At 69.0% G+C, this 20,375-nt stretch carries 24 protein-coding genes; 14 read left to right on the plus strand and 10 right to left on the minus strand.

Annotation, left to right across the window (positions count from 1 at the left end; genetic code table 11):
• Positions 1 to 95: 95 nt before the first annotated feature.
• The 7 genes from DS837_RS09505 to DS837_RS09535 all read right to left on the minus strand — a co-directional run bounded on the left by DS837_RS09505 (position 96) and on the right by DS837_RS09535 (position 8,110).
• On the minus strand, positions 96 to 1,133 hold the full coding sequence (locus tag DS837_RS09505; protein ID WP_149164515.1) for a DMT family transporter: 1,038 nt from the start codon (positions 1,131 to 1,133) through the stop codon (positions 96 to 98).
• An 82-nt stretch (positions 1,134 to 1,215) separates the two neighbouring features.
• Positions 1,216 to 1,905, minus strand: a complete 690-nt coding sequence (locus DS837_RS09510; RefSeq protein ID WP_149164516.1) for an ABC transporter permease — start codon at positions 1,903 to 1,905, stop codon at positions 1,216 to 1,218.
• A gap of 3 nt (positions 1,906 to 1,908) precedes the next feature.
• The gene (locus tag DS837_RS09515; RefSeq protein WP_149164517.1) at positions 1,909 to 2,613 is read right to left on the minus strand and encodes an ABC transporter permease; all 705 of its coding nucleotides are present in this window, start codon (positions 2,611 to 2,613) and stop codon (positions 1,909 to 1,911) included.
• An 89-nt stretch (positions 2,614 to 2,702) separates the two neighbouring features.
• The gene (locus DS837_RS09520) at positions 2,703 to 3,536 is read right to left on the minus strand and encodes a transporter substrate-binding domain-containing protein (protein ID WP_149164518.1); all 834 of its coding nucleotides are present in this window, start codon (positions 3,534 to 3,536) and stop codon (positions 2,703 to 2,705) included.
• A gap of 121 nt (positions 3,537 to 3,657) precedes the next feature.
• Entirely contained in the window at positions 3,658 to 4,464 is an 807-nt protein-coding gene (locus tag DS837_RS09525) for an ABC transporter ATP-binding protein (RefSeq protein ID WP_145622999.1), read from the minus strand.
• A 215-nt stretch (positions 4,465 to 4,679) separates the two neighbouring features.
• Complete coding sequence (locus tag DS837_RS09530) at positions 4,680 to 6,359, minus strand: putative transporter (protein ID WP_149164519.1); 1,680 nt, start codon at positions 6,357 to 6,359, stop codon at positions 4,680 to 4,682.
• Between the two features lie 71 nt (positions 6,360 to 6,430).
• A complete protein-coding gene (locus DS837_RS09535; RefSeq protein WP_149164520.1) occupies positions 6,431 to 8,110 on the minus strand; it encodes a putative transporter in 1,680 nt (559 codons plus the stop codon).
• A 381-nt stretch (positions 8,111 to 8,491) separates the two neighbouring features.
• Between DS837_RS09535 and ccmA the strand changes: the two genes are divergently transcribed.
• Entirely contained in the window at positions 8,492 to 9,196 is a 705-nt protein-coding gene (gene ccmA / locus DS837_RS09540; protein WP_149164521.1) for a heme ABC exporter ATP-binding protein CcmA, read from the plus strand.
• Positions 9,193 to 9,858: a heme exporter protein CcmB gene (gene ccmB / locus DS837_RS09545; protein ID WP_014238686.1), complete on the plus strand. Its 666-nt coding sequence runs from the start codon at positions 9,193 to 9,195 to the stop codon at positions 9,856 to 9,858. Before ccmA ends, ccmB begins: the two co-directional genes overlap by 4 nt.
• A gap of 3 nt (positions 9,859 to 9,861) precedes the next feature.
• On the opposite strand, the gene DS837_RS09550 is transcribed toward ccmB, so the two are convergent.
• Both DS837_RS09550 and DS837_RS09555 read right to left on the minus strand, forming a co-directional pair.
• Positions 9,862 to 10,296, minus strand: a complete 435-nt coding sequence (locus DS837_RS09550; protein WP_149164522.1) for a type II toxin-antitoxin system VapC family toxin — start codon at positions 10,294 to 10,296, stop codon at positions 9,862 to 9,864.
• Positions 10,293 to 10,547, minus strand: a complete 255-nt coding sequence (locus DS837_RS09555) for a FitA-like ribbon-helix-helix domain-containing protein (protein ID WP_149164523.1) — start codon at positions 10,545 to 10,547, stop codon at positions 10,293 to 10,295. The genes DS837_RS09550 and DS837_RS09555 overlap by 4 nt, the downstream gene beginning before the upstream one ends.
• 216 nt (positions 10,548 to 10,763) lie before the next feature.
• On the opposite strand from DS837_RS09555, the gene DS837_RS09560 reads away from it, so the two are divergent.
• From DS837_RS09560 to DS837_RS09595, 8 genes are all read left to right on the plus strand, one after another.
• A complete protein-coding gene (locus DS837_RS09560; protein ID WP_137139735.1) occupies positions 10,764 to 11,483 on the plus strand; it encodes a heme ABC transporter permease in 720 nt (239 codons plus the stop codon).
• A gap of 31 nt (positions 11,484 to 11,514) precedes the next feature.
• Positions 11,515 to 11,733, plus strand: coding sequence for a heme exporter protein CcmD (gene ccmD / locus DS837_RS09565; RefSeq protein ID WP_149164524.1), 219 nt, complete (start codon positions 11,515 to 11,517; stop codon positions 11,731 to 11,733).
• Positions 11,730 to 12,185, plus strand: coding sequence for a cytochrome c maturation protein CcmE (ccmE, locus tag DS837_RS09570; RefSeq protein ID WP_149164525.1), 456 nt, complete (start codon positions 11,730 to 11,732; stop codon positions 12,183 to 12,185). The genes ccmD and ccmE overlap by 4 nt, the downstream gene beginning before the upstream one ends.
• A 55-nt stretch (positions 12,186 to 12,240) precedes the next feature.
• Positions 12,241 to 14,232 carry a heme lyase CcmF/NrfE family subunit gene (locus DS837_RS09575; RefSeq protein WP_149164526.1) on the plus strand — a complete coding sequence of 664 codons (1,992 nt, stop codon included), beginning with the start codon at positions 12,241 to 12,243 and terminating at the stop codon, positions 14,230 to 14,232.
• Between the two features lie 13 nt (positions 14,233 to 14,245).
• Positions 14,246 to 14,782 carry a DsbE family thiol:disulfide interchange protein gene (locus tag DS837_RS09580; RefSeq protein WP_149164527.1) on the plus strand — a complete coding sequence of 179 codons (537 nt, stop codon included), beginning with the start codon at positions 14,246 to 14,248 and terminating at the stop codon, positions 14,780 to 14,782.
• 23 nt (positions 14,783 to 14,805) lie between these two features.
• Positions 14,806 to 15,276: a cytochrome c-type biogenesis protein gene (locus tag DS837_RS09585; RefSeq protein WP_149164633.1), complete on the plus strand. Its 471-nt coding sequence runs from the start codon at positions 14,806 to 14,808 to the stop codon at positions 15,274 to 15,276.
• Positions 15,276 to 16,718, plus strand: a complete 1,443-nt coding sequence (gene ccmI, locus DS837_RS09590) for a c-type cytochrome biogenesis protein CcmI (RefSeq protein ID WP_149164528.1) — start codon at positions 15,276 to 15,278, stop codon at positions 16,716 to 16,718. Before DS837_RS09585 ends, ccmI begins: the two co-directional genes overlap by 1 nt.
• Before the next feature lie 122 nt (positions 16,719 to 16,840).
• Entirely contained in the window at positions 16,841 to 17,770 is a 930-nt protein-coding gene (locus DS837_RS09595; protein WP_149164529.1) for a DMT family transporter, read from the plus strand.
• 4 nt (positions 17,771 to 17,774) lie between these two features.
• Here DS837_RS09595 and DS837_RS09600 read toward each other — a convergent pair whose 3' ends face one another.
• Positions 17,775 to 18,188 (minus strand): YkvA family protein, encoded by a 414-nt coding sequence (locus DS837_RS09600; protein WP_149164530.1) that lies wholly within the window; start codon positions 18,186 to 18,188, stop codon positions 17,775 to 17,777.
• A 156-nt stretch (positions 18,189 to 18,344) separates the two neighbouring features.
• Here DS837_RS09600 and DS837_RS09605 point away from each other — a divergent pair, with 156 nt between their 5' ends.
• From DS837_RS09605 to DS837_RS09620, 4 genes are read left to right on the plus strand one after another with little or no spacing between them, the layout of a single operon-like run.
• Positions 18,345 to 18,749, plus strand: coding sequence for a rhodanese-like domain-containing protein (locus tag DS837_RS09605; protein WP_211102153.1), 405 nt, complete (start codon positions 18,345 to 18,347; stop codon positions 18,747 to 18,749).
• 1 nt (position 18,750) lies between these two features.
• A complete protein-coding gene (locus DS837_RS09610) occupies positions 18,751 to 19,185 on the plus strand; it encodes a VOC family protein (RefSeq protein ID WP_149164531.1) in 435 nt (144 codons plus the stop codon).
• A 56-nt stretch (positions 19,186 to 19,241) separates the two neighbouring features.
• Positions 19,242 to 19,625: an antitoxin Xre/MbcA/ParS toxin-binding domain-containing protein gene (locus tag DS837_RS09615; protein WP_149164532.1), complete on the plus strand. Its 384-nt coding sequence runs from the start codon at positions 19,242 to 19,244 to the stop codon at positions 19,623 to 19,625.
• A 10-nt stretch (positions 19,626 to 19,635) separates the two neighbouring features.
• A complete protein-coding gene (locus DS837_RS09620; protein WP_247889838.1) occupies positions 19,636 to 20,352 on the plus strand; it encodes an RES family NAD+ phosphorylase in 717 nt (238 codons plus the stop codon).
• Positions 20,353 to 20,375 lie beyond the last annotated feature (23 nt).

Here is a 20,375-nt window from a genome sequence, read left to right on the forward strand (position 1 = left end):
GGCGGAATTCCCCGCGGTGTGACACCGCCCTGTCGCACGCGGCGTCGGCCGAATCTTCCCATTCTTTTAAAACGTCCGCTGATCCAACCCAAGTCTCAGTGCCTGTGCACGTGGTGGGCATCCGGAAAGTGGGCGTGCCGGTGCCGCAGGCGCACGTGACGATGCCGGTGGGTGTGCGGCTCGGTCACCGGGCCATCGTGATGGTGCCGGTGGTGCTCGTCATGCACATGCGGGTGGTCGTGCTCCATCTCGTCATGGTCGTGCTCATGGTCGTGGTCCTCCGTCAGGTGCAGCCAGACGCCGAGTCCCATCAGGGCCGCGGCCACAGCCAGCCCGACCGTCAGTGGCTCTCCGAAGATCGCCAGGGAGGCGACGCCCCCGACGAAGGGAGCCGTCGAGAAATAGGCCCCGGTGCGGGCGGCACCGATGTGGCGCAGGGCGACCACGAACAGCACGAGGCTGACGCCGTAGCCGACCAGCCCGACCAGCATCGCCGCCGCCGCGGTCGGCGCGGCGGGCAGACCGTCGCCGAGGGCCAGGGCGATCCCGATATTGACGGTGCCGGCCACCAGCCCCTTGATCGTGGCGACGTCCACGGGATCTGCCAGGGACACCTTGCGGGTGAGGTTGTTGTCCACCGCCCACATCAGGCAGGCGGCGGCGACCGCGGCCAGTCCCCAACCGCCGTCCAGGCTGACCGTTCCGCCCCAGGACAGCACGACCGCTCCCGCCACGATGGCGATCATCCCAGCAACGAGCCGCCGGTCCACGCCCTCCCGGAAGACGAACCACGCCAGCAGCGCGGTGAACACCCCTTCGAGGTTGAGCAGCAGCGAGGCGGTGGATGCCGGCGTCGCCGTCAGGCCGGCCATCAGCAGCACCGGCCCGGCGACACCCCCGGCAGCGACGGCGGCGAGCAGCCAGAGCCATTCGGCGCCGCGGAGGCCGCGTTCGCTGCGCTTCCATGACCCTGTCAGCAGCCGGACCAGCCCCAGCCCGATGCCGGAGCCGAGATACAGCAGACCCGCCAGCATCCAGGGGGACAGGTCGTGGACCAGCAGCTTCGCCAGCGGCGTGCTGATGCCGAAAAGGACCGCGGCCAGGATGGCGGTCGTCGCGCCGGTTCGGGGCATGAGCGCCTCGGACGCCTGTTGAGTGAGGGAACCCTTGCCCCCACCCTAACCCTCCCCCGCTTCGCAGGGGAGGGGATGAAGGCTACCCCCGCGCCCGCAGGTAGGGGGTCATGCGCCACTCCGCGTAGCGGATCAGGCGCGAGGCGATGAAGTTCAGCAGCAGATAAATGCTGCCCGCCACGATGAACACCTCGAACACCGCGAAGCTCTGCGCGATGATCTTGCGGGCGATGCCGGTGATCTCCAGCAGCGTGATGGTGCTGGCGAGCGAGCTGGCCTTCACCATCAAAATCACCTCGTTGCCGTAGGCCGGCAGCATCTGGCGGATCGCCACCGGCATCATGATCCGGCGGAACAGCAGCGTGCGCGACATGCCGCAGGCCCGCGCCGCCTCGATCTGGCCCTGCGGCACCGACAGGATGGCGCCGCGCAGGATCTCGCTGGTGTAGGCGCCGGTGTTCAGCGTCAGCGCCAGGATCGCGCACCAGAAGGGCTCGCGCAGATAGACCCAGAGGACGCTGCTGCGCACCAGCTCGAACTGGCCCATGCCGTAATAGATCAGGAAGATCTGCACGAGCAGCGGCGTGCCGCGGAACACGAAGACGTAGCCGGCCATCAGCCGCTCGGTGACGCGGTTGCCGTACAGCCGCAGCAGAGCCACCGCGAAGGCCACGCCCGCGCCGAACAGCAGCGCCAGCCCGACCAGTTGCAGGGTCACCGGAACGCCGCGCAGGAGGGTGGGCACGCTGTCCCACATCAGTTCCCAGTTCATGGGTCAGGCCCTCCGCACGCCGCGATTGGCGTAGCGCTCCGCCCGCTCGAACGCCACCGTGGAGACGGTGGTGAGCAGGAGGTAGAGCACCGCCGCGGTGGTGTAGAACAGGAACGGCTGGCGGGTCGACCCCGCCGCCACATGCGACACGCGCATGATCTCGGCCAGCGCCGTCACGGAGATCAGCGCCGTGTCCTTCAGGGTGAGCTGCCAGACGTTGCCCAGCCCCGGCAGGGCGTAGCGCAGGGTCTGCGGCACCAGGATGCGGCGCAGGATCAGCCAGCGCGACATGCCGCAGGCGCGCGCCGCCTCGATCTGGCCGTGGGGCACCGCCTGGACCGCGCCGCGGATCACCTCCGTCGAATAGGCGCCGGAGATCAGTCCGACCGCCAGCACGCCGATGGAGAAGGCGTTCAGCTCGATGTAGCCCTCGTAGCCGAAGACCCGGCCGACGGCCATGACCGCGCCGCTGCCGCCGAAGAACAGCAAGTAGATGACCAGCAGTTCGGGGACGCCGCGGACGACGGTGGTGTAGACCTCCGCCAACCCGGTGAGGGCGAGGTTGCGGCTGAGCTTCGCCGACGCGCCGAGCGAGCCGAAGACGAGGCCGAGGACGAAGGCCGACACCGACACGGCGACCGTCATCGCGGCCCCGCCGAGAAGCTGGCCGCCCCACCCGTTCGGGCCGAAGGAGAGAAGTTCGAACATGCGCTCCGAAAGGGCTCCGAAAGGGCTCCGAACCGGGTTCCCCTCCCCCCGCGACGGGGAAGAGGGGCATCCCTTCACATGATGGCCGGTTACTTGATCGAGATGTCGTAGCCGAAGTGCTGGGTGCTCAGCTTCGTGATGGTGCCGTCCTGGTTGGCCTCGGCGATGGCCTTGTTGAACAGCTCCTTCAGGTCGCCGTCGGCCTTGCGCAGGCCCACGCCCACGCCCTTGCCCAGCACGCCGCGCGCGAAGGCCGGGCCGAACAGGGTCATGTTGCCGGCGTCCGTCTTGATGATGGCGTCAACCGCCGAACGGTCGCCGAAGATGGCGTCGACGCGGCCGGCGGCCATGTCGATGCCGGCGTTGTCCAGCTTGTCGTAGGTGCGGACCGACACCTGCGGCAGAAGCTGCTCCATGAAATTCGCCTGGATGGTCGAGGTCTGGACGCCCACCGTCTTGCCCTTCAGCGCGTCGGCCAGGGCGGCGATGGCGGCCTTCGGGTCGTCCTTGGACAGGTCGTAGCGCTCGCCGGGGAAGGTCGCCTTGGTGAGCGGCGAGGCCTTCATGGTGCCGAACATCGACGGCTCGGTGCCGTAGGGCCCGGCGAAGGCGATGACCTTCTCACGCTCGTCGGTGATCGACATCGCCGCCATGATGGCGTCGTACTTGCCCTGCTGGATGGCCGGGATCATGCCGTCCCAATCCTGGGCGACGATCTCGCACTCGGCCTTCATCTTCTTGCAGAGTTCCATGGCGAGGTCCGGCTCGAAGCCGACCAGCTTGCCCGACGGGTCCGTCGCGTTCCAGGGGGCATAGGCGCCCTCGGTGGCGATGCGGATCTTCTTCCAGTCCTTGGCCTCGGCGGCGGTGCCGGCGACCGCCACGATGGCGCCGAGCGCCAGCGCCGCAACGATCTTCTTCACGGGAAAACCTCCTCTGTTCTGATGCCCTTATGGATGGCTCTTATGCTCGGGCAGGCTCTGAGGTTTACGGTTTTACAGCGCCAGTCAAGGGAATTGAGCGGGCCGTTCTCGCGCGACCGATTCAGCCGCCGCCGGACAGGTGGCGCGACAGGAACTGTCGCACGCGGTCCGATTCCGGATTGACCAGAACCCGGTCGGGCGGTCCCCGCTCCTCGATCCGGCCCTGGTGGAGGAACACCACCTCCGACGCGACCTCGCGGGCGAAGCCCATCTCGTGCGTCACGAGAATCATGGTGTTGCCCTCCTCGGCGAGCTGGCGGATGACCAGCAGCACCTCGCCGACCAGCTCGGGGTCGAGCGCGGAGGTCGGCTCGTCGAACAGCATCACCTTGGGCTGCATGGCCAGCGCGCGGGCGATGGCGGCGCGCTGCTGCTGCCCGCCGGAAAGCTGCACCGGGTAGGACTCGGCCTTGGCCAGGATGCCCACCTTGTCCAGCAGCTTGCGGGCGCGGTCCACCGCCTCCGCCTTCGGGACGCCCAGCACATGGACCGGCGCCTCGATGACGTTCTCCAGGATGGTCATGTGGGTCCAGAGGTTGAAGCTCTGAAACACCATGCCCAACCGGGTGCGGATGCGGTCCACCTGCCGGGAATCGGCGGGGACGGTCTGGCCGCCGCGCGCCTTCTTCAGGCCGATGGCCTCGCCGCCGATGACGATCCGCCCCTCGTCCGGCACCTCCAGCATGTTGATGCAGCGCAGAAGCGTGCTCTTGCCGGAGCCGGAGGAGCCGATCAGCGTGATGACGTCGCCTTCGCGCGCGGTCAGGGAGACGCCCTTCAGCACCTCCAGCGGGCCGAAGCGCTTGTGGACATTCTCGACGAGGACGGCTTCGGGGGCGTGGGGATTCGTGGGCGGGTGTCGGTGCATGCGGAGCTTGTCGGCGGGGAGCGGTCTGGACCGGCCAACCATGGACGGTGCCGCTAGGCTAGACCGCCGGACAAACTCCCGCAACGCGGATTTTACAGGCCTCGGGGCAACCGCGCGGCGGGGGAAGCCGGCGGGTTTTCTCAACACAGAGACACGGAGACACAGAGGTCCATAAATCTCCGTGCCTCCGTGTCTCTGTGGTTAACCTTCCCCGCTCACCACAGCATCAGCACCAGAAGCTGCGGCGCCAGGATGCGCAGGCACATGGCCAGCGGGTAGACGGTGGCGTAGGCCAGCGCCGGCGCCTCCGACGCGACCACCGCGTTGGCGTAGGCGAGGCCCGGCGGGTTGGTCTGCGCCCCGGCCAGCACGCCGCAGATGCTGAGGAAGTTCAGCTTCATCACGCCACGGGCCAGCAGCCCGGTCAGCAGCAGCGGCACCAGCGTGACCAGCACGCCCCAGGCCATCCAGGGCAGCCCGGCGCCGCTCGCCATCGTCTCGACGAAGCGGTCGCCCGACGCGATGCCCAGAACGGCGAGGAACAGGACGATGCCGATCTCGCGCAGGGCGAGGTTGGCGGCGGGCGGCATGAACCAGACCAGCGGCCCGATGTGGCCGATGCGCGCCAGCACGATGGCGACGATCAGCGGCCCGCCGGCCATGCCCAGCCGCAAGGGCGCCGGCATGCCCGGCAGGAACAGCGGGATGGCCCCCAGCAGCGCCCCCAGCGTGATGCCGACGAAGACCGGGATCATCTCCACCGTCTGCAGCCGCCGTTCGGAGTTGCCGATGATGCAGGCGGCCGCCTTGAGGTCGTCGGGCTTGCCGATCACCGTCAGGATGTCGCCGAACTGCAGCTTCAGCGCGGCGTTGGGCACCAGCTCCACGCCGGCGCGGTTGACCCGGCTGACCACCACGTCGCACGCCCCCTTGAGGTTCAGCGCGGCGATGGACCTGCCCAGCACCGGGTTGGCGGTGACGACGATGCGCTCCCACCGCAGGTCGCTGCCCTTGGTGGTCAGCCGGACGTCGGCCTCCCGCCCCATCAGCAGGCGGACCTGCTCCAGCTTCGGGCGCGGGCCGACCACGTGCAGCACGTCGCCCTCCTCCAGCCGCGTGTCCTCGCCGGGCACGCGGAGCTGGCCGCCGCGCAGCAGCCGCGACGCGCAGACCCCCAGGCTCGGCAGCAGGGTCAGGTCGCCCAGCCGCACCCCGCGCAGGGCCGGGTTGGTGACGGCGATGTCCATGGTGTCGAGCGCCGCGACCTCGGCGCGCCGGGCGGCCTCGAAGGCCCTGGCCTCCTCCTGCGGGTCGATGCGGAAGGCGATCCGCACCACCGCCATGGCCAGCAGGTTGCCGGCGATGCCGAAGGGATAGGTGACGGCGAAGGCCAGCCCCGGCAGGGCCATCACCGCGGCGTCGGCCCCGACCTCCTTCAGCACCTGCTGCGAGGCGGCCAGCGCCGGGGCGTTGGTCACCCCGCCCGCGAAGACGCCGAGGCCGGAGCCCAGCGGCACGAGGTCGAACAGCACCAGGATCGCGGTCAGCAGGATGCTCGACCCCACCATCAGCAGCGCCAGCCCGTTCAGCGCCAGCCCGGACTTCTTCAACGCCGCGAAGAAGCCGGGGCCGACCTGGATGCCGATGGTGTAGACGAACAGGATCAGGCCGAAGTCGCGGATGAACTCCATCATCTCGGCGTTCAGCGTCACCCCCGCCTGCTTGGCGAAGTGGCCGACCGCGATGCCTGCGAACAGCACGCCGCCGATGCCCAGCCCCACGCCGCGCAGCCGTATGTGGCCGAGCGCCAGCCCAAGGGCCGAAGTGATGCCCAGCATGAACACCACGCGCGCGATCGGCGGCATGGCCAGGAAGAGGTCGATGAGCGCGTGCATGGCCGCGTCTCCTCACGCGAGGACAGACCGCCCGCCGATCCCGCGGGAAGCGCTCCCGCAGGGGCACCCCCTTACCAGAGGAACAGGACGATCAACTGCGGCGCAAGGATACGCAGAAACATAACCATAGGGTAAACAGTGGCATAGGCGAGGGCGGGAGCCTCCGATGCGCTCATTGCGTTTGCAAATGCGAGCGCGGGCGGGTCCGTCATGCTGCCGGACAGTAGGCCGCAGATCGTCAGGTAGTTCTGGCGGGCGAAGGCCCGCGCGACGAAGCCGACGACCAGCAGCGGGATCAGCGTCACCAGCACGCCGCAGCCGATCCACAGCAGCCCGTCGCCGTGCACCAGAGTCTCCACGAAACGGTCGCCGGACATCAGCCCGACCACCGCCAGGAACAGGACGATGCCGATCTCGCGCAGGGCCATGTTGGCGGCGGGCGGCATGAACCAGACCAGCGGCCCGATGTGGCCGATGCGCGCCAGCAGGATCGCCGCCACCAGCGGCCCGCCGGCCAGACCCAGCTTCAGCGGCGCCGGCATCCCCGGAATGTAGAAGGGGATGGAGCCGAGCAGCACGCCGAGCAGGATGCCGATGAAGACCGGCACGAACTCCACCTGCTGAAGCCGCCGCGCCGAGTTGCCCATCAGCGCCGCCACCCGCTGGAGGTCCGACGGCTTGCCGATGGCGGTCAGGATGTCGCCGAACTGGAGGTGCAGCGCCGGGCTCGGCACCAGCTCCACGCCGGCGCGGTTGACCCGGCTGACCACCACGTCGTAGGCGTCGGCGAGGTCGAGCTGGCCGATGGCCTTGCCCAGCACATGCTCGCTGGTGACGACCAGCCGGTCCCAGCGCATGTCGGTGCCCTTGGTGGTCAGGGTGACCTCCGCGGCCTCGCCGAGCAGCCGCTTCGTCGCTTCCAGCTTCACCCGCGGCCCGACCAGATGCACGACGTCGCCGGCGCGCAGGCAGGTGTCCGGGTGCGGCACCTGGAGCCGCCCCTCGCGCAGCAGGCGGGACACCATCACCCCCTGATCACCGAACAGCGCCATCTCGTGCAGCGGCAGCCCCATCGCCGCGCGGTTGCGCACGGCGACGTCCAGCGTCTCCAGCGTCTCCACCTGGGCGCGGCGCTTGCGTTCGAAGGCCTCGGCCTCCGCCGCCGGGTCGATGCGGAAGACGACGCGGATCATCCCCATGGTGATGAGGATGCCGACGATGCCGAAGGGATAGGCGACGGCGTAGCCGAGGCTGGGCGTGTTGATCTCCGCCGCCGAGGCCCCGACCTCGCGCAGCATCTCCTGGGCCGCACCCAGCGACGGCGTGTTGGTGACGGCGCCGGAGAAGATGCCGAGCACCGCCGGCAGCGGCACTCCGCCGATCTCGTGGATCGCCACCGCCACCAGCACCCCCAGCCCGACCAGCGAGGCGGCCAGCAGGTTCAGCGTCAGGCCCGACTTCTTCAGGGCGGCGAAGAAGCCGGGGCCGACCTGCACGCCGATGGTGTAGACGAACAGGATCAGCCCGAACTCCCGCATGAAATGCAGGACGTGATGGTCGAAGGTCAGGCCGAACGCCTTGGCGACGTGCCCCGCGGCGATGCCGGCGAACAGCACCCCGCCGATGCCCAGGCCCACGCCGCGCAGCTTGATCTGCCCCAGCGCCAGCCCCGACGCCGCCACCACGCTGAGCATCAGCATGATGCGGGCAATGTCGGGAAGGCCGTTGAACAGGTCGATCAGCACGGTCATGGAAGGCACCCGGTCCGGTTGAGCATTGAGGTAGCGAAGGCGCCTATGAATGCCCGCTCCGCTCCGCCTCGGCAATGCCCTGGAGTGAGAAGGGACATTCATCGGATCAAAATTTCGCCACTTTCTGGCCCTAAACCGGAGGAAGCCTTACGGCATCAAGTGGCTGGCCGGACCCGTGAACCCCTGCGGCCCGGCCCCTAAGCGACGATCAGGGCTCCGGTTTTCCGGCGCCCCCAGCCAGGCCCCGGCTGGATCGACGGCCATCGCAAGAACCCCCTTGCGATGGCCGTTTCTTTTTTGGGGCCGTTTCTTTTTGGCACCCGGACGGGCTGTGCTATAGCTCCCCCCGCCCCGTCCACCGCAAGAGCCCTGCCCGTCGCCATGCCCGTTTTCGCCGGTTCCGCGCTGACCTGCCTCCGTGGCGACCGGCTGGTCTTCACCGGGTTGGACTTCCGGATCGCGCCGGGGGAGGCGCTGTTCCTGCTCGGCCCCAACGGCAGCGGCAAGTCCAGCCTGCTGCGCGTCATGGCCGGGCTGCTCAAGCCGATTCGCGGCCGGCTCTCCTGGGACGATGTGGCGGTCTCCGACGATCCCGACGGCCACCGCGGCCGCATCCACTATGTCGGCCATCTCGACGCGGTGAAGCCGGTGCTGAGCGCGGTGGAGAACCTGTCCTTCTGGGCCACGCTGGGCGGCGCCGCCGACCCGCGGGGCAACGCGTTGAAGGCGCTGGACCGGCTGGGCGTGCCGCACATCGCCAACGTGCCGGGGCGCTACCTGTCGGCGGGGCAGAAGCGGCGCCTGAACCTCGCCCGCATCATCGCCGCCCCCGCCGCCCTGTGGCTGCTCGACGAACCGACCGTGGCGCTCGACCGCGCGGCGATCGCCCTGTTCGAGGAGATCATCGCGGAGCATCGGGCCGGCGGCGGCATGGTCGCCGTCTCCACCCATGTGGACATCGCCATGCCCGGCGCCGGGGAACTGCACCTCGACGAGTTCACCCCCGTCCCCCACGACGAGGACGATGGGGGCGAGGACGATGGGGGCGAGGACGACGAGGTTTTGGAAGAGGAGGACGCGTCGTGACCCGCTTCCTGCGCCTGATCGGGCGCGACCTGCGGCTGGCGCTGCGCCAGGGGTCGGACGCCAGCATCGCCGTGATGTTCTTCGTTCTGTGCGTGGTGCTGTTCCCCTTCGGCGTCGGGCCGGAGCCGAACATCCTCGCCCGCATCGCCGCCGGGGTGATCTGGGTGGCGGCCCTGCTCGCCTCGCTGCTGTCGCTGGAGCGCCTGTTCCAGAACGACTACGAGGACGGCTCGCTGGAGCTGCTGTCGCTGTCCACCCTGCCGATGGAGGCGGTGGTGCTGGCCAAGACGCTGGCCCACTGGCTGGTGACCGGCCTTCCGCTGATCGCCGCCGCCCCGCTTCTGGCGCTGCTGCTGAACATGGACGCGGAGGGCTTCGGGGTGCTGGTGCTGACCCTGCTGGTCGGCACCCCGATCCTCAGCCTGATCGGCAGCATCGGGGCCGCGCTGACGCTGGGCGCCCGGCGCGGCGGCGTGCTGCTGTCGCTGCTGATCCTGCCGCTCTACATCCCCGTGCTGATCTTCGGCGCCGGGGCCATCGACGCCGCGCTGAACGGCCTGACCCCACGCCCGCATCTGCTGCTGCTGGGCGGCCTTCTGGCCGGCGCCCTGCCGCTCGCCCCCTGGGCCAGCGCCGCCGCCCTGCGTCAGGCGGTTGAATAAGCATTACGCAAGCGCGTTCAAAGCGATGACGCTGCCCGCAAGAGCCGGAAACCGCTGAGCGACGCCAGCGAAGCGAAGGTCGGCCGTTATGACGGGCACACCGGTTTGCCGCGCAAGCGCGAGATACAAACAATCGTAAACCGGGTGATTCACCTCAGCGGACAGGCGGCAGGCGTGATCGACCAGATCGAAGTCCCGCATCCATGCAAATGGTCCGGATCGCAGAACGGCCAGAGCCGCCATGGCGGTGTCCTGGCCTATCTCCCCTCGCCTTTGATGCTTCCAGAGAATGTTGGCGCATTCCACAAGAAGAAGATCGGGGGCGAACAAGGTTCGCCCAAGACCGACAGCCTTCGCCTTGTCGCTGTCCTCTTCCGCGACGACCCATTTCACCACCAGGCTGGCATCGGCGACGATGGACGACGGCAGGCGCTTCATGGCTCGCCGAGCCGCTGCGACCGCTCCTCCCGCATCTCGGCGGAAATCACACCGCTGTCGGAAACGACGCTCCCCCCGAAGCTGGCCCGAAGCCGGTCCGCGCGCTCCCAGAAATCCTCATGGCTCCGGCGGACGGATTGGGCCAGCGTTTCGCGCACCTCCTCCTCCAGAGACCGGCCGGCGGCGCTGGCGCGGTCGGTCAGAGCCTTCAGAACCGAATCGTCGATGTCGCGCACGGTGATCATGCCCATGGCAGGCCCTCGGACTTTTTTGCCCATCCCACACCAACGTAGCATGGAAAGGCCGCGTCAACCCGTCGTACCGTCAGTGCGACAGGCCGCCGCACCGTCCTGAAAACACCACGGTGTGCGGCCATGTTTCCTGACCAAGATCAAGGCGAAACCCCTCGCGCTGGGGCATCACTGAGCTTATATCGTCCGCAGCACGACCAGAGGCCCATAGGTCCTATGCATCGATTTGCAAATCCTGCCCGCTTCCAGCGCCTGTCGGCGGCGATCCTGCCCTGGACGGCGGGGGCGACCGTGATCCTGCTGATCGTCGGGCTCTACATTGCGCTGATCGGGTCGCCGCGCGACTATCAGCAGGGCGACACCGTGCGGATCATGTACATCCATGTCCCCGCCGCCTGGATGAGCCTGTTCGTCTACGTCAACATGGCCATCGCCGCCGCCTGCGGTCTGGTGTGGAAGCACCCGCTGGCCGACCTGTTCGCCAAGGCCGCCGCCCCGGTCGGCGCCGGCTTTACTCTCATCTGCCTCGTCACCGGCTCGCTGTGGGGAGCGCCGATGTGGGGGACGTGGTGGGTGTGGGACGCGCGGTTGACCAGCGTGCTGATCCTGTTCTTCCTCTATCTGGGATACATGGCGCTGGTGAACGCCTTCGACGACCCGCAGCGCGGGACGCGGGCGGGCAACGTGCTGCTTCTCGTCGGCATCGTGAACGTGCCGATCATCAAATTCTCGGTGGACTGGTGGAACACCCTGCACCAGCCGGCCAGCGTCATCCGCATGGGCGGACCGACCATCGACGGGTCCATGCTGGTCCCGCTGCTGGTCATGGCGCTGGGCTTCACCGCCTACTTCATCACCGTGGTCCTGCTGCGCCTGCGGGCGGAGATCGTGCAACGCAAGATCCAGACCATGCGCCTGACCGAGGCGCAGGGCTGAGGCACGGGAACAGGCTGGGCCGGAGGCAAGGATGGCAGAGTTTTTCGCGATGGGCGGCTACGCCGCGTATGTCTGGTCGTCCTACGCTCTGGCGGCGCTGGTGATGGTCGGCCTTCTGGTCGCCACGCTGAAGGCGCTGCGCAGCGCCGAGACGACCCTGAAGGCGCTGGAAGGCAGCCGCCCGCCGCGGCGGCGCCGGGCGCGCAACGGAGCCGCGGCGTCGCCCGCGGCGGAGGTTGGTGAAGGATGACCCGCAAGAAACGGCGCCTCTACATGCTGGGCCTCGCCCTGCTGGGCCTTGGCGCGGCCACCGCCCTGACGCTGACGGCGTTCGAGGACAACATCGTCTTCTTCTTCAGCCCGACGCAGTTGCAGACCCAGGACATCGGCGACCGCAACTTCCGCCTGGGCGGCCTCGTCGAAGAAGGCAGCGTGAGCAAGATGGCCGACGGGGTGACGACGCAGTTCCGCGTCACCGACACGGTGCACACCGTCGCGGTCAGCTACCGCGGCCAGCTTCCCGACCTGTTCCGCGAGGGGCAGGGCGTCATCACGGAAGGCCGCATGATCAACGGCGTCTTCCAGGCGCGCGAGGTGCTGGCCAAGCACGACGAGAACTACATGCCGCCAGAAGTCGCCGACGCGCTCAAGGAAGCGGAGCACTTCAAGGCGAACTCGAAGGAGCAGAAGCCCAGCTCGTGACGCTGACGGCTTCCTGTCTTCTCCACATTCCGTTCTTTAAGGGAGCATCGGGCCCGTGATTCCCGAACTCGGCCATTACGCGCTGGTGCTGGCGCTGTTCGTGGCGCTGGTGCAGTCCGGCGTCCCCCTGGTGGGTGCCGCCACCGGCAACGCCGCCTGGATGGGCGTCGCCCGCCCCGCCGCCGTCGCGCAGTTGCTGCTGGTGCTGGTCGCCTACGGCGCGCTGACCTGGGCGCATGTGGTGTCGGACTTCAGCGTGTCGAACGTGGTCCAGAACAGCCACTCGATGAAGCCGATGCTCTACAAGGTGTCGGGCGTGTGGGGGAACCACGAAGGCTCGATGATGCTGTGGGTCGTCATGCTGACGGCGTTCGGCGCGGCCGTCGGCATCTTCGGGCGCAACCTGCCGCCCTCGCTGAAGGCCCGCGTCATCTCCGTCCAGGGCATGATCGGCGTCGGCTTCCTGCTGTTCATCCTGATCACCTCCAACCCCTTCCTCCGCGTGGTTCCGGCGCCGCTCGATGGCAACGACCTGAACCCGCTGCTCCAGGACCCCGGCCTCGCCTTCCACCCGCCCTTCCTCTACGCGGGCTATGTCGGCTTCTCCATCGCCTTCTCCTTCGCGGTCGCCGCCCTGATCGAAGGGCGCGTCGACCCGGCCTGGGCGCGCTGGGTGCGGCCCTGGACGCTGGCCGCCTGGTCGACCCTGACCGCCGGCATCGCGCTCGGCTCCTGGTGGGCCTACTATGAGCTGGGCTGGGGCGGCTGGTGGTACTGGGACCCGGTCGAGAACGCCTCCTTCATGCCCTGGCTGGCCGGCACCGCGCTGCTGCACTCCGCCATCGTGGTGGAGAAGCGCGACGCGCTGAAGACCTGGACCATCCTGCTGGCGATCATCACCTTCTCGCTGTCGCTGATGGGCACCTTCCTGGTGCGGTCGGGCATCCTGACCTCGGTCCACGCCTTCGCGGTGGACCCGGCGCGCGGCGTCTTCATCCTGGTCCTGCTGGCCATCGCCACCGGCGGCTCGCTGCTGCTCTACTCCGTGCGGGCGCCCAGCCTGAAGACCGGCGGCCTGTTCGCTCCGGTCAGCCGCGAGGGCTCGCTGGTGCTGAACAACCTGCTGCTCTCCACCGCGACGGCAACGGTCTTCATCGGCACGCTCTACCCGCTGTTCCTCGACGTGCTCGACCTCGGCAAGGTGTCGGTCGGCCCCCCCTTCTTCAACGCCACCTTCATCCCGGTCGCCATCCCGATGGTGATCGCCATGGTGGTCGGCCCCTTCCTGGCCTGGAAGCGCGCCGACCTGCTGGGCGCCCTGACCCGGCTGTGGACGGCGGGCGTGGCGACCGTGGCCTGCGTCGCCATCGCCGCCTACGTCACCAACGGCGGCGGCCCTCTGCTGGCGCTGGTCGGCGTCGCGCTCGCCGCCTGGGCCTTCTTCGGCTCGCTGGCCGAGTTCGCCGAGCGCATCCGCCTGTTCCGCATTCCGGTGAAGGACAGCTGGAACCGCGCGGTCAACCTGCCGCGCAGCGCCTGGGGCATGACCATCGCCCACGCCTCCATGGGCATCGCCATCGCCGGCATGACCGGCACCTCGGCGTGGCAGAGCGAGACCATCCAGGCGATGAAGCCGGGCGACAACGCCACGGTCGGCGCCTACGCCGTGCATTTCGACCGCGTCGGCACGATGCAGGGGCCGAACTACAGCGCCGAGCAGGGCGTCTTCACCGTCACCCGCGACGGCAAGACCATCGCCACCCTGACGCCGCAGCGCCGCAGCTACCCGGTCACCCGCATGACGACGACCGAGGCGGCGATCCACACCACCTGGCTGTCCGACGTCTATGTGGCGCTGGGCGACCCGACGCAGAACGGCACGGCCTGGACCGTGCGGCTGTACCATCACCCGCTGGTGCCGTGGATCTGGATCGGCTCGCTGGGGATGATGCTGGGCGGGCTGGTCAGCCTGTCCGACCGCCGCTTCCGCGTCGGCGCCCCGGAGCGCCGCCGCGCCGCCAAGGGCACCCTTCAGCCCGCCGAGTAAGGACACGCTTCCGATGCGCCGCCTGATCTATCTGTTGCCGCTGCTGCTGTTCGTCGGTGTCGGCGTGGCTTTCCTGCGCGGGTTCGACCGCGACCCGCGCGACATCCCCTCCGCCCTGATCGACAAGCCGGCGCCGGAGTTCGCGCTGCCGCCGCTGCCGGGCCACAAGGAAGGGCTGTCCAACGCGACGCTGAAGGGCGACGTCACGCTGGTGAACGTCTTCGCCTCCTGGTGCATCCCCTGCAAGGCCGAGCACCCGATCATCACCCGGCTGGCCCGCGAGCAGGGCGTGACGGTGCGCGGCATCAACCACAAGGACAAGGCGGAGGACGCCATCGCCTGGCTGAACCGCAACGGCGATCCCTACGCCAGCATCGGCGTCGATCTGGACGGCCGCGTGTCCATCGACTGGGGCGTCTACGGCGTGCCGGAGACCTTCCTGCTCGACCGCCAGGGCCGCATCCGCTTCAAGCATGTCGGCCCCCTGACCCCGCAGGTGGTCGAGGAGCAGATCCTGCCCATGGTCAAGCATCTGCGGAGCGCGTCGTGAGAGCCCTCCTGTCCACGACCTTGATGGCCGCCCTGCTGGCGCTGACTCCGGTCGCCGCCTCCGCCGTCCAGCCCGACGAGGTGCTGAAGGACCCGGCGCTGGAGGGCCGCGCCCGGGAGATCAGCAAGGATCTGCGCTGCCTCGTCTGCCAGAACCAGTCGATCGACGATTCCAACGCGCCGCTCGCCCGCGACCTGCGCGTTCTGGTCCGCGAGCGGCTGACCGCCGGCGACAGCAACCAGCAGGTGCTGAGCTTCGTCACCGACCGCTACGGCGACTATGTGCTGCTGCGCCCGCCCTTCAAGGCGACGACGCTGTTCCTGTGGATCGGCCCCTTCGTGATCCTGGCCATCGGCGGCGTCGTGACGGCCCTGTACCTGCGTGGGCGCAAGGGAGCCGCCGATGGCCCGATGGCCGCGGGCGGCGACACCGCCCCGCTGACCGAGGACGAGCGGCGGCGCCTGGACGCCCTGCTCCGCAAGGACAAAGCCTGATGCTGTTCTGGATCGTCGCCGCCGCGCTGACGGCGGCTGTGGTGCTGTTGATCGTGCCGCCGCTGCTGAGGAAGCCCGAGGGAGCCGCCGAGGAGCGCGCCGCCTACGACCTGGAGGTCTACCGCGACCAGCTGGGCGAGCTGGAGCGCGACCAGGGCCGCGGCCTGATCAGCGAGGCGCAGGCCGCCGCCGCCCGCGCCGAGATCGGACGCCGCATGCTGGCCATCGCCGACCGCGGCAAGGGCTCTGCGAAGGGTGGCGCGAAGGGCAAGGCAGCCACCCCCGCCGCCCGCGCGCCGCGCAGCGCGATGGCGTTGGCCGCCCTGCTGGCCGTCCTGCTGCCGCTCGGCACGCTGGCCGTCTACGGCAAGCTCGGTCGCCCGGAGCTGCCGGCCCAGCCGCTGGCCTCGCGCAATCTCGACCATGAGCGCGGCGGGCCACCGAAGACCGTGCTGGCGGCGATGGACAAGCTGAAGGCCCAGCTCGCCGAGACTCCCGACGACCCGCAGGGCTGGGCCATCCTCGGCCAGGCCTACGCCAAGATGGGCCGCCTGCCCGAGGCCGCCGACGCGCTGGGCAAGGCGGTGGCCCTGGCCGGCGACGATCTGGAGCTTCTCGGCAGCTACGGCGAGGTCCTGATCTCGGCCAACGGCGGCACCGTGCCGGACGAGGCCCGCAAGACCTTCGACCGCGTGCTGGCGAAGGACCCCAAGGAGCCGCGCGCCCGCTTCTACGCCGCGCTGGCCCGCTTCCAGGCCGGCGACAGCAAGGACGCGCTGGAGCGCTGGAGCGCCCTGCTCGCCGAATCCCACGCCGACGCCCCCTGGGTGCCGATCGTCCGGACGCAGATTGCGGAGGCCGCCAAGGCGCTGAGCCTCGACCCGGCCAAGGTGACGCCGGAACCGCTGCCCGCCCAGCAACAGCCGCCGGTCGCCCAAAACCAGGGCCAAAATCAGGACCAGGTGCAGGGCCAGACCGAGGGCGAAGACCAGCAGCAGATGATCCGCGGCATGGTCGACGGGCTGGCCGCCCGGCTGGAGGCCAACCCGGACGACGTGGACGGCTGGCTGCGGCTGTCGCGCTCCTACGGCGTGATGGGCGAGTCGGCGAAGGCCATCGACGCCGCCCGCAAGGCGCGGGAACGGGCGCCCCAGCGGCCCGACGTGCTGGTCGCCTACGCTTCCGCCCTGCTGTCGGCGGAGCCGCGGAGCAGCAAGCCCGGCCCGATGCCGGAGGAGGCCGTCGCCTCGCTCCGTCAGGCGCTGGCGGCCGAGCCCGACAACCGCGACGCGCTCTGGCTGCTCGGCCTGAACGCCGCCGGCGTCGGCCAGACGGCGGAGGCCACCGATCTGTGGACCCGCCTGCTGGCCCAGTTCAAGCCGGAGGAGCCGGAATACACGCTGATTCGCGCCCGCCTCGATTCGCTGAAGGCCGGCGGCTGATCCTCTCCCGAATGTCCCTTGCACCCGGACCGGTCCGAAGAGCAGGATAGCGATGCACGCTGGGGTGGCGTTTCCGGCAATGGAGCGCCACCCGCAGGCCGATCCGCCAGGGACGCGACCGATTGCCCACCCACGCGCTCACCGCCAAAGGTCCCGCCACCGGCCCCGGCATGGCGGGAAAGCCGCTGGAGGCGGCCTTCTGGATGCTGGGGGCCGCCCTGTTCATCGCCATCGGCAACGCGATGATCCGCCATGTCAGCGGCGAGCTTCATCCCTTCGAGATCGTCTTCTTCCGCAATCTGTTCAGCCTGATGTTCATGCTGCCCTGGATCGCGGCGGTCGGTCTGGGACGGCTGCGCACCGGGCGGGCGGGGCTGTACGCCTCGCGCTCGGCGACAAGTTTGGTGGCGATGCTGTGCTGGTTCTACAGCGTCACCCACATGCCGCTGCCGGACGCCACGGCGCTCAGCTTCACCATCCCCCTGTTCGTCACCGCCGGGGCCGCGCTGTTCCTGAACGAGACGGTGCGGGCGCGGCGCTGGGCCGCCGTTCTGGTCGGGCTGGCCGGGGTGATGATCGTCATCCGCCCCGACGACGCCACCCTGGACCCGACGATTCTGGTCATGCTTCTGCATTGCGTCGCCGCCGCCGCCACCACGCTCCAGGTGCGGGCGCTGGCGACGTCCGACGGGGTGATGGTGGTGGTCGCCTACATGGGGCTGTTCCTGACCCCGATGGCTTTGGTGCCGGCCCTCTTCGTATGGGAGTGGCCGAGCTGGACGGCGCTCGGCTGGCTCGTCCTCCTTGGAGGGGTGCTGACTCTGGGGCAACTGGCGATGACCCGCGCCTTCAAGCTGGCGCCGGCCTCGGCGATGATGCCCTACGACTACGCCCGCCTGCCCTTCACCGCCCTGCTCGCCTGGCCGCTGTTCGGTGAGGCGATGGACCTCTGGGGCTGGGTCGGCGCCGGGGTGATCGCGGCCTCCGCCCTCTACACCGCGCATCGCGACGCCGCGCAGTCACGCGCGGAGCGGCGTGCGGCCAAGGCCTGAGCCGTCAATGCTCCGCGGCAGGCTTCATCTGCTGCTCCTTGCGCAGGGCGGCGCGGGCGCGGTCCTCATGCTCGGGCTTCAGATTGCTCCGCACCGCATGGACGGCGGTGGCCAGCACCGCCGCGTCGTCCACGAAGCCGACCGCGATCAGCCAGTCCGGGATGGAATCCGCGGGCAGCACGAAATAGGCCAGCGCCGCCATCAGGATCGCCTTCGCCTTGAAGGGCGTCTGCGGGTCGGTCGCGCAGAAGAAGGCGGCCAGCGCCTGCTCCAAGAAGGGAATGCGGTGCAGGTTGGCGCGCAGCGTGTTCCAGAAGCGGCGGCGGACAAAGCGCTCGTTCCGCTCCACGCGGACAGGATCGATGACGGTGGGCAAAGCGGCGGCGGCTTCGGTGGGTCCGTCGGTGGCAGTCTGCATGGCTTTCCCTGGGCTCCCCCTGCACCGGCCGCCCTTCCCGATGGACCGGGCGGGGCGGCCTGTTGCACAGTTGCGTAAAGCGACAACAGCGCAGACGCGCCAACGGTCCCGCCAAGGGTTCGACTACGGCCAAAGGGTCAAAAGGAGGAAACCGCCATGCCGATGAAGAAGGGCTACAAGGAGTTGCTGGCCGAAGCGAACGCCCGCATCCAGGCGATCACGCCGCAGGAGGCGCTGTCGCTGCACGGCGATCCCGACGTGGTCTTCGTGGACATCCGCGACCCGCGCGAGCTGACGCGCGACGGCATGATCCCCGGCGCCTTCCCGGCCACCCGCGGGATGCTGGAATTCTGGGTGGACCCGGACAGCCCTTATCACAAGCCGGTCTTCGCGTCGGGCAAGCGCTTCGTCTTCTACTGCGCCAGTGGCTGGCGCTCGGCGCTCGCCACCGACACCGTGCAGTCGATGGGGCTGGAGAACATCTGCCACCTGGAGGGCGGCTTCAAGGGCTGGAAGGAGGCCGGGCTGCCGGTCGCCACAGTCGAACGCAAGGAGGGCTGAGATGGAGCAGCGAGTCAGCCTGATCACGCTGGGCGTCGCCGACCTCGCGCGCAGCCGCCGCTTCTACGAGGAGGGGCTGGGCTGGACCCCCTCCCCGGTCAGCCAGGACGCCGTCACCTTCTACCAGCTGGGCGGCATCGCGCTGGCCCTCTACGGGCGGGAGGCGCTGGCCGAGGACGCGCATCTCGCGGAGTCCGGCCCGACCTCGGGCTTCGGCGGCATCACGCTGGCCCACAACCTGCGCAGCAAGGCCGAGGTGGACGCGGTGATGGCCCAGGCCGAGCGGGCCGGCGGGCGCATCCTGAAGCCGGCGCAGGACGTCTTCTGGGGCGGCTACAGCGGCTATTTCGCCGATCCGGACGGCCACCCCTGGGAGGTCGCCTGGAACCCCTTCGCCGCGCTGGGCGAGGATGGAAGCTTCACGTTGGAAGGGTGATTTTGCTTTCCCTGGAAAGAATGCTATATTCTGATTTCTGAGGAAAGGAGGCGGCCATGCTGACGCATCACGCGACGAACACCGCGCCATCCAACGCGCAGGTTGTCACCAAGGCTGTCCTCCGCGCTGCCGATCAGCTTGAGATTCCCAATACGATCCTGGCGAGGGTCCTGGGCGTTTCGGAGCCCACGGTGTCGCGCATGCGCAAGCATGGCCTGACGCTGTCAACCAGCGATAAGTCCTTCGAACTTGCAATTCTCTTCATTCGTCTTTATCGGTCGCTTGACGCCATTGTCGGCGGCGACCCGAACGTTGCCCGCGCGTGGCTGAGAAACGTCAATACAGCGCTGGACAACAGCAAGCCGCTGGATAAAGTCCAGACCATAACTGGGCTGATGCATGTCATCGACTATCTGGACTCCCGCCGCGCTGTCCTCTAGCCGACGCACCTTGACCGGTGAATGCTGGCGTCTGGTGGAGGCCCAGAACAAGGTCTCCACCCTGAAGCTGGTCGACAGCCTGGACGAACAGGATCTGCTGGAACGGTTGATCGAAGGCACGAAGCCCCCGGTTCCCAACGAATGCCGAGGGCTTCACTTTCTCCTGTCCACGCCGTTCCGCTACGACGCGCCCTACCCTGCGGGATCACGATTCCGGCGTGCCGGCATGACGCCGGGTGTGTACTACGCCGCCGAAAGCGTCCACACGGCGGTCGCCGAACTTTCCTTCTACCGCCTGCTGTTCTTCGCGGAGTCGCCCGACACGCCGTGGCCAGCCAACCCAAATGAACACACGGCTTTCTGCGCCGCCTACGGAACGGATCAGGGATTGGACCTGACCGCCCCGCCCCTGGACCGGGACACCGCGACCTGGGCGCACCCGACCCATTACGAGCCCTGCCAGACCTTGGCCGAGACGGCGCGGCAGGCCGGCATCCAGGCCATCCGCTACGCCTCGGTGCGCGATCCGGACAAGGGAGTTTGCCTGGCCCTGCTGACCTGCGCGGCCTTCCGGGAGCCGAAGCCGACCACCTTCCAGACTTGGCGGATTTACTTGCGCGGTTCGGGCATCCAGGCACTGTGCGAGTTCCCGGACATTCGCCTGGAGTTCAACCGTTCCACCTTCATCGGCGACGCCCGCATCGCCGCGATGCGCTGGGACCGCTGAGCCTTCCCCCAAAAGGAAACGGG

This window comes from Azospirillum brasilense, from assembly GCF_008365405.1.
GTDB classification, from domain to species: Bacteria; Pseudomonadota; Alphaproteobacteria; order Azospirillales; family Azospirillaceae; genus Azospirillum; species Azospirillum brasilense_D.

What these genes read in the sequence shown, in the direction of transcription:
- DS837_RS09505 (WP_149164515.1), bottom strand. Translation starts at nt 1,133, where the DNA reads ATGCCCCGAACCGGCGCGACGACCGCCATCCTGGCCGCGGTCCTTTTC.
- DS837_RS09510 (WP_149164516.1), bottom strand. Translation starts at nt 1,905, where the DNA reads ATGAACTGGGAACTGATGTGGGACAGCGTGCCCACCCTCCTGCGCGGC.
- DS837_RS09515 (WP_149164517.1), bottom strand. Translation starts at nt 2,613, where the DNA reads ATGTTCGAACTTCTCTCCTTCGGCCCGAACGGGTGGGGCGGCCAGCTT.
- DS837_RS09525 (WP_145622999.1), bottom strand. Translation starts at nt 4,464, where the DNA reads ATGCACCGACACCCGCCCACGAATCCCCACGCCCCCGAAGCCGTCCTC.
- DS837_RS09530 (WP_149164519.1), bottom strand. Translation starts at nt 6,359, where the DNA reads ATGCACGCGCTCATCGACCTCTTCCTGGCCATGCCGCCGATCGCGCGC.
- DS837_RS09535 (WP_149164520.1), bottom strand. Translation starts at nt 8,110, where the DNA reads ATGACCGTGCTGATCGACCTGTTCAACGGCCTTCCCGACATTGCCCGC.
- ccmA (WP_149164521.1), top strand. Translation starts at nt 8,492, where the DNA reads ATGCCCGTTTTCGCCGGTTCCGCGCTGACCTGCCTCCGTGGCGACCGG.
- DS837_RS09550 (WP_149164522.1), bottom strand. Translation starts at nt 10,296, where the DNA reads ATGAAGCGCCTGCCGTCGTCCATCGTCGCCGATGCCAGCCTGGTGGTG.
- DS837_RS09555 (WP_149164523.1), bottom strand. Translation starts at nt 10,547, where the DNA reads ATGGGCATGATCACCGTGCGCGACATCGACGATTCGGTTCTGAAGGCT.
- DS837_RS09560 (WP_137139735.1), top strand. Translation starts at nt 10,764, where the DNA reads ATGCATCGATTTGCAAATCCTGCCCGCTTCCAGCGCCTGTCGGCGGCG.
- ccmD (WP_149164524.1), top strand. Translation starts at nt 11,515, where the DNA reads ATGGCAGAGTTTTTCGCGATGGGCGGCTACGCCGCGTATGTCTGGTCG.
- ccmE (WP_149164525.1), top strand. Translation starts at nt 11,730, where the DNA reads ATGACCCGCAAGAAACGGCGCCTCTACATGCTGGGCCTCGCCCTGCTG.
- DS837_RS09580 (WP_149164527.1), top strand. Translation starts at nt 14,246, where the DNA reads ATGCGCCGCCTGATCTATCTGTTGCCGCTGCTGCTGTTCGTCGGTGTC.
- DS837_RS09585 (WP_149164633.1), top strand. Translation starts at nt 14,806, where the DNA reads ATGGCCGCCCTGCTGGCGCTGACTCCGGTCGCCGCCTCCGCCGTCCAG.
- ccmI (WP_149164528.1), top strand. Translation starts at nt 15,276, where the DNA reads ATGCTGTTCTGGATCGTCGCCGCCGCGCTGACGGCGGCTGTGGTGCTG.
- DS837_RS09600 (WP_149164530.1), bottom strand. Translation starts at nt 18,188, where the DNA reads ATGCAGACTGCCACCGACGGACCCACCGAAGCCGCCGCCGCTTTGCCC.
- DS837_RS09605 (WP_211102153.1), top strand. Translation starts at nt 18,345, where the DNA reads ATGCCGATGAAGAAGGGCTACAAGGAGTTGCTGGCCGAAGCGAACGCC.
- DS837_RS09610 (WP_149164531.1), top strand. Translation starts at nt 18,751, where the DNA reads ATGGAGCAGCGAGTCAGCCTGATCACGCTGGGCGTCGCCGACCTCGCG.
- DS837_RS09615 (WP_149164532.1), top strand. Translation starts at nt 19,242, where the DNA reads ATGCTGACGCATCACGCGACGAACACCGCGCCATCCAACGCGCAGGTT.